Source organism: Paenibacillus sp. NAIST15-1 (assembly GCF_001894745.1).
GTDB lineage: Bacteria > Bacillota > Bacilli > Paenibacillales > Paenibacillaceae > Paenibacillus_B > Paenibacillus_B suaedae.
In genome coordinates, this window is the sequence record NZ_BBYF01000002.1 from 677442 (window position 1) to 695417 (window position 17976).

Consider the following 17976-nt stretch of genomic DNA (forward strand, 5'->3'; position numbering starts at 1 on the left):
CGTGAGTAAGGTAGAGACAAGCCAAGGAATTGCGATAATTGGAATCAGTCTTCGTTTTCCGAAATCAGATACCCTGGATGAGTTCTGGGATCATTTAATATCCCGGGATTCGTTGATCACCGAAATCCCGTTGGAGCGCTGGGATAAAAATGATTATTACGGTGATCCGCAAAAAGATGTAAATAAAACAAACAGCATCTGGGGCGGATTTATTGATCGGGCCAATTGTTTTGATGCTTCCTTTTTCAATATATCACCCCGCGAAGCAACCTATATGGATCCACAACAACGGATCACTTTGGAACTGGCTTGGAAAGCCATTGAAGACGCAGGTTATAGGGCTGGGGCATTGAAATCTACCAAAACCGGCGTTTTTATGGGGGTTTGCAACACCGATTATACAGAGATGATGGAGAAATACCTTCAGGATTTCGATACATACGTACCGACGGGAACTTCCAACGCCATACTGTCCAACCGAATTTCTTATTGGTTTGACTTTAAAGGACCCAGTATTACTATTGACTCGGCCTGTGCCAGTTCACTGGTGGCGATTCACCAAGCTGTTCGTTCTCTGGAAAACAAGGATTGCGAATATGCATTGGCAGGTGGAGTCAATCTGTGCTGGTCGCCGCGACGCTTTATTGCGCTCAGCAAAAGCGGCATGCTGTCCAAAGACGGTTCATGCAAAGCCTTTGATGAGAAGGCCGATGGTTATGTTCGGGCGGAGGGTGCGGCGGTTTTATTACTTAAGCCTTTGGACAAAGCGATAGAGGATCGGGATACGATTTATGCGGTAATCAAGGGTGTGGGCACCAACCATGGCGGAAGAACCAACTCGCTAACGATTACCAATCCCAAAGCCCAAGCGGAACTGATCGTTGATGTTTACGAAAAAGCCGGAGTAAGTCCGGATAGTGTTAGTTATATTGAAACCCACGGGCCGGGAACACCTCTCGGTGACCCCATTGAGATCCATGGCCTGAAGAATGCATTTAAACACTTATATCAAAAGGTTGGGAAGGATCCCAAAGAAGCCACCTGTGGTTTGGGATCGGTAAAAACCAACATCGGACACCTGGAAGCTGCCGCGGGAATTGCGGGAGTAATCAAGGTACTGGCCGCGATGAAACATCGAACGTTGCCCGCCAGTATCCATTTTCAGCAGAAAAATCCCATTATCAACTTTGAGGGTTCTCCATTTTATATTGTAAATAAAACTATTCCGTGGAATACCTTCGGGGATGCTCCGTTTCCCCGTCGGGCGGGTGTGAGTTCCTTTGGGTTCGGTGGAAGCAATGCGCATATCCTTATAGAGGAGTATGTTCCAGAATCGCAAACAGAGTTACCGACACAGGAGCTTGAAGATAGCAATGATTTCGCATTGATTCCTATTTCCGCCAGGAATGCCGCTCGGCTCCGGGAGTATGTAGTCATGTTTTTGGAGTATTTACAGAGATCATCCAACCTTGTCCTGCGGGATATGGCGTACACCCTTCAGGTGGGCCGAGAAGCCATGCCGGAACGGGTGATTTTTTTTACTCGCAGTGTCCCGGAACTTATTTCTCAATGCAAAGCATTTCTGCAAAATGAGGAGAATCAGGCTAATGGCTGGCGGGGTGGGCAAATCAAGGAAGTGAAAGGTCTTGACCAATTGCCGGAGGTAGAATCATTCACTATGGAATCAAAGTCTCAATGGTACGCCGATTGCCCCGCGGAAAAAATAGCCGAACTATGGACTGAAGGGTATATCATTGAGTGGGAGTTGCTGTACACCAAAAATTTAGCGAAGCGAATCAATCTGCTCACCTATCCTTTTGCCAGAGAATCGTATTGGTTTCCAATTGGTGATCCCGGGAGTAAAGGTCAAGACGCAACTTCCAAAAACGTGATCACGGAGATTGAGCATTCGCCGAAATCTTCTCAGAATAATCCTGTTTCGTTCCCTCAAAATCCTCCGGTTTATACTGATCCAACCGATAAGGCTGAGAGGATTAGCTTAGTACCGTTATCCGCCATTAACATTCCATCGGTTCATATCCAATCCGGAGGTAAACCACGCATTACCCTGGCGGCGCTCGATGTTTCCTCAGAACTGCCTGAATGGAAAAACACGCAGCTATCGGCAGTCGTAGTGCCAGAGGCGGACATTGCAATGGATGTACTGATGAATGAGCTGACGATCAGCCTGGCGGAGGCCCTAGCTATGAATCCTGGCGAAATTGATATAGACGCCAAATTCATCGATCTTGGACTGGACTCTATCATCGGTGTGGAGTGGGTTCGGAAGGTTAATGATCGTTATCATACTTCCTTGGCGGTGACAAAAGTATATGATTATCCCTCTATTCGCGAATTTACCGGATTAATAGCCGGAGAAATAAATAAACAACCCGACCGGAAGTTAATTGAATTTGAAAAATCAGTAGCAAACCCACCAATAGATGATCCGACGGATGACTTTGATGGATACGGGGATACGGGTCTTCCACCGCTTGAACCTGTCATTCTTGAGGGTTTGTGGGGCTCTTTCGCTATGGAAGGATTGCGGGAGGATTTAAAGTCCAGTCTAGCGGAAGCCCTGTTCATGAAACGCAATGAAATTGATGATAATGCTAAGTTCGTGGATCTCGGCTTGGATTCCATTATTGGAGTGGAATGGATCCGGAAGGTGAATGAGCAATATCAAACTTCAATTTCGGTAACTAGAGTTTATGATTATTCCACCCTGTATGAGTTTGCCGAATTTTTGGCACAGGAACTACAAAAACAAGGAAAGTCAGACTACCGCCGTGAGGTGAAATCGCCTAAAAGCAGTTCACCCGCGAATCAACCGGTTTCCATTCAGGCAGTAGCTGTTGTCTCCTTTGAGACCTTGCGGGAAGAGTTGAAGGCCGGGCTGGCGGAAGCTTTATCCATGCAACCTGGTGATATCGATGATGATGCTAAGTTTGTTGATCTGGGCTTGGATTCGATCATCGGCGTGGAATGGATCCATAAGGTGAATGAGCGTTACAGCACTTCCGTTGCGGTAACCAAAGTCTATGATTATCCCACTATCGCTGAATTTACTGGGTTCATTCTACAGGAAGTAAACAAGACGAAAAAATATACGCTTAGCAAGCTGGAGTTAACAACGGTGGCACCTGTTTCACCATTTCCGTCCAGGGCAATCCCAATATCCAATGTGGTTCCACCTGCTCCTGAAGGGAATCAAACCAAGCGGTTTGAAGAACCTGTTGTCTCGAAGCAACCGGTGGTGGCTTTACGGGAGATTGGTTCCGGAGTTATCCAGATAACTATGCAGGATCGAATGAATAAGAACAAGTTTTCTGAAGAATTAATTCAAGTGCTGATACAAACCATTGAATCCATTCAGACGGATCCGAAATATAAGATCATTATCTTAACCGGGTATGACACCTTTTTCGCTGCGGGCGGCACTCAGGAGAATCTTCTGGATATCTTTCAGGGAAAGGCAAAATATACGGATTCGAATCTATACCGGGTTGCCTTGGATTGTAAGATTCCCATTATCGCTGCAATGCAGGGTCATGGGATTGGTGCCGGCTGGTGTTTCGGAATGTCCTGTGATTTCGTGGTGATGAGTCAGGAAAGTTATTATTCCACCAATTTTATGAAATTTGGTTTTACACCCGGTTTCGGATCCACTTTAATTTTCCCAGAGAAGCTTGGGATTGGTCTGGCTCAAGAAATTTTATTTACGGGTAAAAGGTACCGAGGTTCGGAGTTGCAAACCCGGGGAATTCCATTCCCGGTATTGTCGAGGGCGGAGGTTTTACCCTATGCCATTCAATTGGCGAATGAATTGGCCGAATCCCCAAGGGAAGCTTTGATCTTACTTAAAAATCATATGGTGGAATCCTTGCGGGAGAGGATCTCTATTACCATTGAGAAAGAAATCCGAATGCATGATCAGACCTTTGTGAATCAAGCCGAAGTCAAGGATCGGATTCAATCTTTATTTGGACAGTTTTCTCCCGATGGTCAATCCAACACGTCGAATAGCGTGTCCTGTGAAGGGTTAAACACTTCAACCCGGTCAGAAAGCTATTCGTCCATCTCTTCTGAGGTTTCGATGAAAATATCCAGTTCTCCGGATCAAGCCTTGCAGAATAGCATTGCGATAATCGGAGTGTCGGGTCAGTTTCCGAAATCAAGGAATCTCACCGAATTTTGGGATAACATAGCGAACGGCAGGGATTGCATTTCCGAGGTTCCCGCCAACCGTTGGTCGGTGGATCAATTTTACGATCCGGATCCGGAAGCCCCTGGCAAAAGCCATTGTAAATGGATGGGCGCTTTAGAGGATGCGGATCTTTTCGATCCATTATTCTTCAATATCTCGCCTGCCGAAGCGGAATTGATGGATCCACAACAACGGCTATTTTTGGAGCATTGTTGGAGTAGCATTGAAGATGCTGGTTTGAATCCCGCTTCGTTGTCTGGAAGCCGCTGCGGGGTTTTTGTGGGTTGCGCCACAAATGATTACGGGCAATTCATCGCTGGGCAGGAGTTGAATGCACAACGCCTCATGGGGGGCTCCAGTTCGATTCTGTCGTCCCGGATATCCTATTATCTGAACTTAAAAGGGCCTTGCCTGGCCATTGACACGGCTTGCTCGTCCTCATTGGTGGCAATCGCCGAAGCTTGTAACAGTCTGGTGTTGCAAACCAGTGATTTGGCCCTGGCCGGTGGTGTTTGTGTGCTGGTTGGACCGGAAATGCATATTATGACCAGCAAAGCTGGAATGTTGTCCAAAGATGGCCGCTGTTTTACGTTTGATAATCGAGCCAATGGCTTTGTACCGAGTGAAGGGGTCGGGGTTGTTTTATTAAAACGGCTCGCTGATGCTATCCGTGATCAGGATCATATACACGGAGTCATTCGCGGTTGGGGAATAAATCAGGACGGGCGGACTAACGGAATAACCGCCCCTAGTGTGAATTCCCAAATATTTTTACAAAAAGAAGTATATAAACGTTTTGGTATCAACCCGGAGAGCATATCTATGGTGGAAGCCCACGGTACCGGAACCAAACTGGGTGACCCCATTGAAGTAGAAGCGCTTACTAAATCGTTTCAAGCCTATACTCAGCGGAAGAATTACTGTGCCATGGGGTCAGTGAAAAGCAATATTGGTCACCCCTTGACTGCTGCAGGCGTCGCTGGGGTTATCAAAGTATTGCTGGCGATGCGGCACCGGATGCTGCCTCCCACCATCCATTATGAAAAACTCAATGAACATATTTCGCTTTCCGATTCTCCGTTCTATATCAATAATCAGATGCAATCATGGGAAACAGCTCAATCGGTACCTCGGCGGGCCTGCGTCAGTTCTTTCGGATTTAGTGGAACCAATTCTCATGTTGTCATCGAAGAGTACTCCCCTACGGAGGTCAAACGGAGTAAAGAGGAAATTCATTCGGGAAATCCGGCGCTGTTTGTATTATCGGCGAAAAGTGATGCGCAATTAAAAGTCTATGCTGGCTCCATGGTTGAATTTCTGAAATTGCATCCGGAGCTTGACTTGGCGGATATGGCCTATACGTTACAGGTTGGCCGAGAAGCCATGGACTATCGACTGGCATTGATAGCGGATTCCAGAGAAGCGGTTTTAAAAGCACTTATGGAGTTTATGAAACATAACTCCGTTCCAGGGATTCTTATCGGACAGGTGAAAAAGGGTAAGGATAGCCTGGGGGTCTTGGAGTCGGATGCAGATGCCAAATCTCTGGCACAAACATGGTTCCGCAAGAAAAAGTTCACCCAGATTGCAGGTTTGTGGGTCAAGGGATTAAATCTCGACTGGAACCAGCTTTATGACAGTAACCGACCGCGTCGGATAAGTTTACCTACCTATCCTTTTGGCAAAGAGAGCTTTTGGGTTGAGGTAGACCCGGTTCAGGTTTCTGCAGGTGTGAAGGGGCTGGTGTTGGCTCAGCATCTGGATATCGCCTCTCAGGCGAAATTGGCAATTAGCCAATGCGGCTACAAGGACTCTGTTCCTCCTGTGTCGGAACAACCGGAACCCTATGAGATCATGACTTTTGAAGAAGTTTGGAAGGAAAAGGGCTTGGAACCTGGCATTTCTGCTGGTGTGAAAACTTTGGTTTGTTTTCTGTCACAGCCCCAGAATCAGCAAGCATTTTCCAAAGCATGGGATGCCTCTGATCCGGGAACCAACATTATTTTCATAGCTAAAGATACCGCCTTTATAAAGCGTTCATCCCATGAATATTCGATATCGGCCATGGATCCCGAGTCGTATCGCAGAGCTTTGCAAAGCATCCAGAACCATGTTGGCAATATGGACGCCGTGTTGTACCTGTGGGCATTAGAAGATCAGAGCTGCATTCAAGATCCTTCAGCAATTGTATATATTCTACAAGCCTTTGCCGGGCTCAATCGAAAACCCGGCCGATTCTTGCTGGCCGCGCAAATCAGGAATGCACTGGATCGTTGTTACCTAGAATCCTGGATTGGTTTTGAACGTTCTTTGGGGTTGGTGTTGCCACAGACACAGGTGGCTGCAATTTATCATGAAGACAGCGCAGCAGAACGAGAATTTTCTATGGGTGACTGGGCGCTAACTCTCCGATCCGAACTAGGTGCTGCGAAAGCACAAAGCGGATTATATAAAGCGGGAAAACGCCATGTGTATCAGATCCAACCAGCCACGGTTACGGCAGAGAAACCTTCGTTCCGTTCCGGTGGTACCTATCTGATCACAGGTGGCTGTGGCGGATTGGGATATTTGTTTGCCGAACATTTGGCGAAAGCCCAGTCGGTCAATTTGATTCTTACTGGTCGGTCGGCCTTGGATTCCGCTAAACAATCCCAAATCAATCGATTGCAAGCATTGGGCAGCCGCGTCATTTATCTCCAGGCGGATATCGGTGATCGGGAGGCTATGACTAAGGGATTGCATCAGGCTAAAGAATCCTTTGGAGAAATTCATGGTGTAATTCACGCGGCTGGGGTCGCGATACAACTTAGTATCTTTGATAAGGGAATCGAAACATTTCAAGCTGCTTTAGCTTCAAAGATTAAAGGTACTCTCTTGATTGATGATTTACTGTGTCGGGAACCCCTTGATTTTATCTGTTATTTTTCTTCATCTTCAGCAATCTTGGGGGATTTTGGCGCCTGTGACTATGCCGTAGCCAACCGTTTTCAAATGGCTTATGCCCGCTATCGGAATCAATTGCAATACCAAGGTGAGCGGCAGGGTAAGGCAATTGCCATCAACTGGCCGCTGTGGCGGGATGGCGGCATGGGCTTCGAAGATGAACAAACTGAAATGTATCTAAAATCCAGCGGCCAGCGTTATTTGGATTCCCAAGAAGGCACTGATATATTTGATCGAATTTTGGGACAAGGCCGGGAACAACTTTTGGTGTTGGCGGGCCAGCCAAGCCGAGTGCTTCGTTTTTTAGGTCTGTCATCGGAACCGACCTGGTTACTTCCGGCGACAACCGTTCGTTCAGGCGGTAAACAACGGCCTGTTGCATTAAAAGGGTTAAGTTTGGCCCAATGCCTTGAATGGGACCTGAAAGAACAAATTAGCAAATTGTTGAAGATTTCCCGGGAGAAGATAACGCGGGAGGAGAACTTGGCCGATTTTGGTTTTGACTCCATTTACTTGGCCAATTTCGCTACGATATTAACTGGCCATTTTGGATTTGAGATCTCGCCTGCTGTATTTTTTGGTCATGCGAGCTTGGAAAAATTAGTTCAGTATTTTATCACGGAACATGCAGAAGCAGTCCGGGAGTTTTATCCGGAGGATGTTCCTGAATATGTCCTAGCTACGACTGCCAAGCCGGCGACATCCACCGTCCAAACCGTGTCCAAAATCCAAGGAATCAAGAAACTCCGGTTTGCGGAAGAGGCTATTCCGAAGAGATCGGATGAACCCATTGCCATTATTGGGATGAGTGGACGATTCCCAGACGCCTACAATATTGAGGAGATGTGGACGCTGCTTGCCGAAGGGCGGAATGCGGTGAAAGAGATTCCAAGTGACCGGTTTGATTGGCGTTTATATTATCAAGATTCCCCTTCGGAACCTGGAAAAACCAACTCTAAATGGTGCGGTTGCATACCAGGCGCAGCTGAATTTGACCCTTTGTTCTTTGAAATTTCGCCGCGGGAAGCGGAGTCGATGGATCCAAGACAACGGTTGTTAATGCAGGAAGCCTGGAAGGCTCTAGAGGATGCTGGTTACGGCCCAGCACGAATTCAGGCCGGTAAAATCGGCATGTTTGTTGGGGTTGAGGATGGCGATTATCAGAAACTGGTTCAGGATAGGGGCAATGTAACTTCTAATCATACTGCAATATTAGCGGCAAGGCTTGCTTACTTTTTAAATCTCAGTGGCCCGGTGATGGCGATTAATACAGCCTGTTCTTCCGGACTCGTGGCCGCCCATGAAGCCTGTTTGAGTTTGAGGGCAGGGGAATGCGATACGGCTATCGCCGCCGGAGTTAACTTAATGTTGACGCCGGATCCATTTATTAATATGAGCAAGGCGGGAATGTTGTCGGGAAGCGGCAAGTGTCACGCATTTGACAAGCGAGCCGACGGATTAGTTCCCGGCGAAGCAGTTGCCGTAGTTGTATTCAAGCGGTTATCGCAGGCGCAAGCGGACGGTGATCCCATCTATGCCGTTATCCGTGGCAGCGGGATTAATTATGACGGGAAGACCAACGGGATCACTGCCCCAAGTGGAGTTTCACAAGTCAATCTTTTGAAATCCGTCTACAATCAATATCAGGTGAATCCAGAGGAGATTGAATTCATCATCTCTCACGGTACCGGCACCAAATTGGGGGATCCCATTGAGATCAACGCCCTGAATGATGCATTTAAGGATTATACTCATAAACAGGGTTATTGCGCGGTGACTTCCACCAAGACTAATTTTGGGCATACGTTTGCGGCTTCGGGATTAGTTAGTTTAATCGCCCTGGTTCAGTCATTGCGTCATGAGACCATTCCTGCGAGCCTACATTGTGAGCAGGAAAATGATTATATCAACTGGCATGGAAGTCCATTTTATGTAAACAAGGCGAATCGGCGCTGGCCCGCGAAACCTGGTCAGGAACGGCTGGGCGCGGTCAGCGCGTTTGGTATGAGTGGCACCAACGCTCATCTGGTTGTCCAGAGTTATTTAGATGGGAAGTCCCAATCAAACTACCGGGATGATGGAGGGGTTCCAGCACCGTACACCATCCTAGCGGTCTCAGCTCGCACCCCCGAAGCATTGCAGGAAAAGATCGCCCAGATCATTGCGGTGCTCCGAGATCTTAGGACTGGAACACGCAACCTGTCATCCATGAGTTATACCTTATTGGAGGGGCGGCAACATTTCGATTACCGCTGTGCAGTAGTGATTCAGGATCCGGTGGATGCGGTCTATGCATTGCAGCAAGCCGGAGGCACGGAGAAGCTGCCGAATCTGTTCCAGGGAAGGGTATCCCGGGAATTCACCGGACAGAAAGCGATTTACGAATATACTCGGGAACTATTGATCCAAAGCGTGGCAGTCCAGAATGACCGAAGCAAGTATCAGGAAATACTTTGTGCTCTGGCAGATTTTTATTGTCAAGGATATGACCTTGCCTGGAATTTGCTGTTTGGGGAGCGACGCCCGTCCATGATTCATCTCCCAACCTATCCGTTTTCACGGGAAAACTATTGGGCGCCTCAGGCTAATACCTTGAGAGAGATCGTGACGACTGTCACCGACGTGATTCATCCGTTATTGCATCAAAATACTTCCGACTTCATGGAACAACGTTATAGTTCCGTCTTTAGCGGTCGAGAGTTTTTCTTGGCGGATCATAGGATAAAAGGTCTCCGGGTTCTGCCGGGAGTCGCTTATCTGGAGATGGTTCGGGCGGCGGTCGCTCAGGCGGCGGGGGTTTCCGAACAGACATGCATTCGGATAGAAAATATGGTTTGGGCTCGGCCGATTACGGTTGATGACCAGCCGGTGAAGGTTCATATCGGTCTTTTTCCAGAGGCTGACGATGAAATCGCTTTTGAAATCTATACTGAAACGGGTGGGCTCGAATCGGCTCCCATCATCCATAGCCAAGGCACGGCCCGGTTGAACCCTATTACTCAGAGTACTGCTATAGATTTGCAAGCATTACGGTCAGCGGATTACCAGCAAACCTATTCTGGTGCCCGATGTTATGAAGAGTTTCGTTCGATGCAACTACAATATGGCACGGAATTTCAAGGGATAAGGAAGATCTATGTCGCTAAGGATCGGGTATTGGCTGAACTGTCCTTACCTTCCATCCATTCGGATCAGGGACGGCAATTTGCATTGCATCCTGGGATGATGGATTCCGCTCTTCAGTCGTCCATCGGTTGGATTATGCATTCCTTGGGAAGCTGCAGCGGGCAAAATCCGTCAATTCCCTTTGCTCTAGATGAGGTGGAGATATTCGGCAAGAGTACCAGTACCATGTGGGCGTTGATTTGGAATCACGGAGTCAGTTCTGCCGGGATCCAGGGGTGGGAACGCGGCGGAATGCGGAAACTGGATCTGGAGCTATACGATGAAGAAGGAACACTTTGTGTAAGAATGAAAGGCTGCGCGTCCCGGGTTATGGAAGGTGAGCCGGGGGCTGTTGGTTCCGAGACGGCGACAGGCACTCTTCTGGTCGAACCGTATTGGCGGGAAGCACCGATTACCGGTGGGGTTGCGGACATGGAATACAATCGGCATTTGGTTGTCTTATGCGATCTGAATGAAATTGATCCTCAAGCCATTGAAAAGAATCTGATCAATACACGATGCTTGGCGATCAAAGCCGCGTACCCGATTGAGAATATGGCTGAACGTTTTGAGACATATGCTATTCAATTATTTGAGGAAATCCAAAACTATATTCAAACCACAACTTCAGGAAAAATGCTGATTCAGATTGTGCATCCATCCCAAGGGGGCTCGGCTCTTTATCGTGGATTTTCCGGGTTGTTGCGTACGGCCCAGTTGGAAAATCCCAAACTCATCGGGCAAATCATTGAGGTGGAATCAACCGAGAACGCTGTTACCCTTGGTGAGAAATTATCCGAAAACAGGAACCGATCCGTGGACTTGGAAATCAGTTACCGTGTAGGGAAAAGGTATAGCAAAGGCTGGAACGAATTGCAAATTCCTTCGGAATCCCGGCACATTCCATGGAAAGATGACGGAGTGTATCTAATCACCGGAGGTACGGGTGGTCTGGGACTGATTTTTGCTCGAGAGATCTTGCGTCAGACCCAGCATGCGACCTTGATTCTTGCTGGCCGGTCCACGCTTGACGAGGAGAAATTGGATCAATTAAAGCAATTAGAGCGATCCGGAGCCTGTATTGAGTATCAACAAATGGATGTGACCCAGAAAGAGGCTGTGGACTCGCTTATAAAAAACATCCAAAAGAAATACGGCAACCTCCATGGGATCATCCATAGCGCCGGGGTAGTTCACGATAATTATATCCTAAAGAAGAACCCCAAAGAGTTGCAGGAAGTCCTTGGGCCCAAAGTCGCTGGTCTGCTGAATCTGGATGAAGCAAGCCGGGATATTGAGATTGATTTTCTCATTCTCTTTTCTTCAAGCACCGGTACCTTGGGGAATCCTGGCCAGGCCGATTATGCAATGGCGAATACCTTCATGGATGCCTATGCCGGATACCGTAATTCACTGGTAGCGGCAAATAAACGTCATGGCAAAACTCTTTCCGTTAACTGGTCCTTATGGAAAGAAGGCGGAATGCGTGTCAATCCAGAAATGGAGAAATTCATCCGAGAGAATACCGGCATCAGCCCAATACGTACTGAGACAGGAATCCAGGCTTTGTATGACGCCCTCGGCTTCGGGCGGGATCAAGTCATGGTACTGGAAGGCGACCGCACCCATTTATATCAAAAGTTATTGGCGCCAAACCATAACGAGCCGGAATTCCGGGTTACTTCTCAAGTAGTAGCGTCGGATACCAGCAATATACTTGAAAAAGTTCAAGCTACGCTGGTTCAAATTTTGGCGCAATTACTCAAAGTAACCACCGCGGATATTGATGCCGATGTGGAACTGAGTGAATATGGACTCAACCTGGTATTGCTGGCTGAATTAGTGGATCAACTGAACCAGATTTATCAGCTTGATTTGTCCGCGAGAATGTTCTTGGAACAATTCACTCTGAACGGTATGGCGGATTATCTCATTAGCAATTACGAAGCATCCCTTTTCCGGAAATATAGCATGAGCGTTGCCAAATCACGGGAAGAGAACAAAGTTACGGCACCAGTAGCCCAGGATATGTTAGCAGAAAAATCCTTGAATTACTTTAAGAAACTGATTTCATCCTTTATAAAACTACCGCTTCATCATATCGAAACTGATGCGCATATGGAAAAATACGGTCTGGATTCCGTAATGGTTCTAGAATTGACCAACCACTTGGAGAAGACTTTTGGATCATTGTCCAAGACACTGTTTTTTGAGTATCAGAGCATCCAACAATTAACAAGCTATTTCCTAGAGAATTATCAGCATAAATTGGTGGAGTTGTTGGGATCCGGTGAGAAAGTGACCGTAGCCAGCAAGGAAATTCCTCCAGCGAGAGTGTTGAACTTGCCAGTGGCATCACCACCAGTGGCCCGCCGCCGTTCGCGGTTTGCGACTATCGCCGAACAGCGGGAAGAAAAGGCAACCGGGAAGGCTTTAGATATTGCCATTATTGGTCTTTCCGGCCGTTACCCCGGTGCGGAGAATCTACAGGAATTTTGGCGTAATCTCCGAGATGGAAAGGATTGTATCACTGAAATTCCTGATGATCGTTGGGATCATCGGTTATATTTCCAAGCAGATAAAAATATACCTGGGAAAACTTACAGCAAATGGGGCGGATTTATTGACGGGGTCTCGGAATTTGATCCGCTGTTCTTCAATATTTCTCCCCGTGAAGCAGAGATGATGGATCCTCAGGAACGCTTGTTCTTGGAATGCGTCTATTCCACCTTGGAAGATGCGGGGTATACTCGGCAAACCCTTGGCACGTATCAAGGAAACGGGATGCCAGGCAATGTGGGCGTATTTGTCGGCGTGATGTATGAAGAATACCAGCTTTACGCCGCTCAGGCTCAGATTTTGGGTACACCCATGGTCTTGTCAGGGAACCCCGCATCCATCGCCAACCGGGTGTCATTTTTCTGTGATTTTCACGGGCCAAGCATGTCAGTGGATACCATGTGCTCTTCTTCGCTTACGACCATTCATCTGGCTTGTCAAAGCCTGCAAAGAGGCGAATGTGAGGCCGCTATTGCTGGTGGTGTGAATGTCTCCATTCACCCCAACAAATATTTAGTGCTTGGCCAGGGCAATTTTGTATCCAGTAAAGGTCGCTGTGAAAGCTTCGGACAGGGAGGGGACGGCTATGTACCGGGTGAAGGAGTGGGTGCTGTATTGCTCAAACCGCTTTCCAAAGCTGTTGCTGATGGGGATCATATTTACGGTGTCATCAAAGGAACTGCCATTAATCATGGTGGAAAGACCAATAGTTACACCGTCCCTAACCCTAATGCCCAATCCGAAGTAATCAAGCGTGCCTTTGTTGAGAGCGGTGTTCATCCTCGGACCATTAGCTATATGGAAGCTCATGGCACCGGAACATCTCTAGGTGATCCAATTGAAATCGCCGGTTTGAATAAGGTTTTCCGAGAATATACGAATGACCATCAGTTCTGCGCTATTGGATCGGTAAAATCCAATATTGGTCATTGCGAGAGTGCAGCGGGCATTGCAGGTATCACCAAGGTGCTGCTTCAATTAAAATACCGTCAATTAGTGCCATCGTTGCACTCCGAGGTGTTAAATCCGAATATTGATTTTAGCAATACTTCCTTTGTAGTTCAGCAGGAACTTGCCGAATTGAAAAGGCCCGTAGTTACCATCAACGGTGAAACCAGGGAATATCCTATCATTGCGGGGGTCTCATCCTTTGGTGCCGGAGGTTCTAATGCCCATGTACTGATCAGTGAATATGTTCCCGAGGAGATGGGACAACCCGTGGTGGTTCCAAAGAGCCCCACGGATCTAGAGCGTGTGATTGTTGTCTTGTCGGCGAAAAATGAAGACCGGCTGAAAGCCCGGGCGCAACAGTTGCTAACTGCTATCCGGGAGCGGCAAGTTCCGGAGGAGAGTCTGGTGGATCTGGGTTATACGCTCCAGACTGGACGAGAAGCCATGGAAGAACGCCTGGCGACGGTCGTGTCGACGATGCAAGAACTTTCTGAGAAGCTGGAATGTTTCATTGCCGGAACTGAAGGCATCGAGGACTTATATCTTGGGCAGGTCAAACGCAACAAAGACACTCTGGAAGTATTTGCAGCGGATGATGATTTACAAAAGGCAATTGAAGCCTGGATCATCAAGGGGAAATATTCGAAACTGATGGATTTGTGGGTAAAAGGGCTGAATGTTGATTGGCACAAGCTCTATGGCCATTTCCAACCCAAGCGGATTAGTTTACCAACCTATCCCTTTGCCAGAGAACGATATTGGATCCCGGACAGCGATAAGATTTTTACCGACCCCATAAAGGCTGTGTCAGATGTTGGGGGAGATCAAGGAATCCAGCGGATAGGAAGCATTCTCAAAAAACAATGGGAACTCTGCCCATCAGCGCGGAACATTCTGCCCGATCGGACGATTGTCATATGTACTACCGAGCAAAATCGTTCACTGGCAACTTTACTTACAAAATATTTCCCTAATCATCGGATCATCGGCCCGGAGAATTCCAAGATCCATACCGAACTGGCCGAATCACAGTGGAAGAACTACGGGGGCTGGATCGACTTGATTGGCGGGGAAGCGGATTCTGATGAGTCTCAGGACTGGATTGTCTGGCTGCAGCATTTGATTGAATATGGATCTAGGGAAGGCCAGAGACTAAGGTTGCTCGGTGTGACCAGTGGCTTGGAAACATTCCATAATTCCACCGTCCGTCTCTGCGGAGCCGAGCGGGTTGGACTCTATCGGATGCTGCAAAACGAGTACAGTTATCTACGCTCGCGACACCTGGATACGGATCCAGAAATCAGCGACTTGGAGCGGGCTGAACAAATTGCCATGGAATTCCTGGCGGATAGCCAGGATCCGGAAGTTTGCTACCGGAATGGTGAGCGTTACCGGGCTTACCTGACTGAAATTGCCGAACCTAAGAATCTCCATCCTTTCATGTTCCCCAAGGATCATGTTTTGTGGATTACCGGCGGTACCCGGGGGCTCGGCTACTTATGTGCCAAACATTTTGTGACGCGTTATGGCGTCAAGAGATTGGTGCTTACCGGACGGGAAGCTTTGCCTCCGCGTGAGGAATGGGATGGCTTGGAGCGGAAGAATACCCCGTTGTCTCAAAAAATTCGGGCCATTCGCGAGCTGGAAGCGGAAGGAGCTAATGTATCAGTCAGTTCGGTTCCGCTGACCGATCAGGAGAGTCTGCAAGGATATCTGGCGGAAATTCGGAATACCATGGGGCCAATAGGAGGGATTATTCATTGCGCCGGTATCGGCGACGCGGATAATCCGGCTTTTATCCGGAAAACTGTGGCAGGAATTCAATCAATCCTTGAACCCAAAGTGGTGGGACTTGAAACCTTATATCGAACATTGAAAAATGAACCATTGAAATTCTTTATTTTGTTTTCATCCGTATCGTCCATCATTCCCACATTAGCGGTGGGACAAAGCGATTATGCCATGGCCAATTCCTATATGGATTATTTTGCAGAAGCCTATGGCAGCGAAACCCCATTGGTGTCTATTCAGTGGCCTAGTTGGAAAGAGAGCGGAATGGGCGAAATTAAAAGTAGAGTCTATCAACAAACTGGTTTATTAAGCATGACCAATGCGGAAGGCCTGCAACTGCTGGATCATATTTTATCAAGGGCTATTGAGCCAGTAGTTCTCCCCGCAATAGTGAACCCGGAAATATGGAGGGCGGAACTACTTATGCGCACCCCTGGATCAGAGCGGATCACTGGGGCAACTGTATCTCCTGTCACCCAATCCAAGCCCTCTGGCATTCAAAGGGTGAAGGATAGGGGGGATACCGTAGAAACTGCCGTGCATCATTGGTTGAAAGATTTGTTTGGAGAAGAGTTGAAACTTGATCCGGAGAAGTTGGACTTGGATACGGAGTTTCAAAATTATGGATTGGACTCGGTTTTACTGGCGCAAGTCGTCCGTAAAATAGATCAAAAGCTGGGAGAAGTGGCCATGGAACCGTCGGCGCTCATTGAATTTCCAACCATCAAGAGCCTTGCCGATTACTTGGTAAAAACTTATCCAGAAGCATTTGATTCCATGCTCATCGCCACAAATCAAACCAGTCCGATGGAACCCGAGTGTAGTCCCGAATTCCTAGTGGCAGCAACCATGCCACTGACGATGAGCACCCCAGTTGTCCCTCATCCGCCTCAGGATATAGGGGATAGAATAGCCGTGGTAGGTCTGGCATGCCACTTTCCTGATGCGGAGGATGTTGGTCAGTACTGGATAAATTTAAGAACCGGTCGTGACAGTATACGGGAAGTGCCGAAATCACGCTGGAATTGGGAAAAGTACTATGATCCCCGCGGTTTTCAGGAAGGAAAATCAATAAGCAAATGGGGAGCTTTCTTAGCGGAGATTGAGGACTTCGATCCCCAGTATTTTAAAATTGCTGAAGGCATCGCTCACCAAATTGATCCGCTGCAACGGCAATGGCTGGAAGTAAGTGCAGAAGCCTTGGCTGATGCAGGGTTTTCCAAAAATGATTTATGGGGAAAAGCGGTGGGTGTTTTTGCTGGGGCCAGAACAGGTAATTTTAGCAACAAATTTTGTCAAACTGACAAAGACAGGATTATCGGCACCGGGCAGAACTTTATTGCTGCCCATTTGGCGCATATCTATAACTTCAAGGGGCCTAATATGGTTATTGATACGGCTTGTTCCAGCTCCTTAACGGCAATCCATTCGGCCGTTCGGAGTATTCAAAGCGGAGAATCTGAACTGGCACTGGCGGGTGGGGTTGATATATTGCTGGATGAGGCGGTATATCTTACGCTCAGTTCTGCCAAAGTTCTGTCTCCTGATGGACGCTGTAAAACTTTTGACGCTGAAGCTAATGGAATCGGATTGGGTGAGGGTTGTGGGGTATTGGTGTTAAAATCCCTATCCAAAGCAATTCAGGATGGTAATAAGATCTACGGTGTGATCGACGGATCGGCGATCAACAATGATGGAAACACAATGGGAGTGACCACACCAAATCCAGAAGCACAGCGGGATTTGATTGAGAAAACAATTGCTGTCGCCGGGGTTAATCCAGAGACCATCAGTTATGTGGAAACCCATGGAACAGGAACTTTAATCGGTGATCCGATCGAATTGAAAGCCTTAACTCATATTTTTGCCAAGTACTCAGCACAAAAACAGTTCTGCGGAGTTGGCAGTGTCAAAAGTAATATTGGACATTTGCTTAGCGCCGCAGGCGCTGCGAGTATCATAAAAGTTTTGCTGGCTATGATTCATCAGGAATTGCCGCCTACTTTGCATTGTGGCAAGCCGAATCCTCGATTTAATTTTCAGGATTCCCCGTTTTATATTGTTCAAGACGCAAAGCCTTGGACAACTTCAAACGGGATCCTTCGAGCTGGAATTAGCGCTTTTGGATTGGGTGGAAATAATGCCCATATCATTATCAGCAATGAAGGAATCCCTGCTCATCTAAGAGCATCCGTGGTTCCACGGGGTGAAAAAATAGAGTATAACCGGAAATGGTATTGGCCCGAGGAGATTTCCGAGATCAATAGGGATGACAATGATCTGTCCAGGCAAGATGAAGAAGAAGAGTTTTTGGAATTTTTCAAGTTCAATCAAGAATGATGATCGGGGGAGGAAGC

The 17976-nt window shown here is 47.6% G+C and carries 1 protein-coding gene; it reads left to right on the forward strand.

Annotation, left to right across the window (positions count from 1 at the left end):
• Nucleotide 1 precedes the first annotated feature (1 nt).
• Entirely contained in the window at nucleotides 2-17959 is a 17958-nt protein-coding gene (locus PBN151_RS30630; protein WP_072728419.1) for an SDR family NAD(P)-dependent oxidoreductase, read from the forward strand.
• Nucleotides 17960-17976 lie beyond the last annotated feature (17 nt).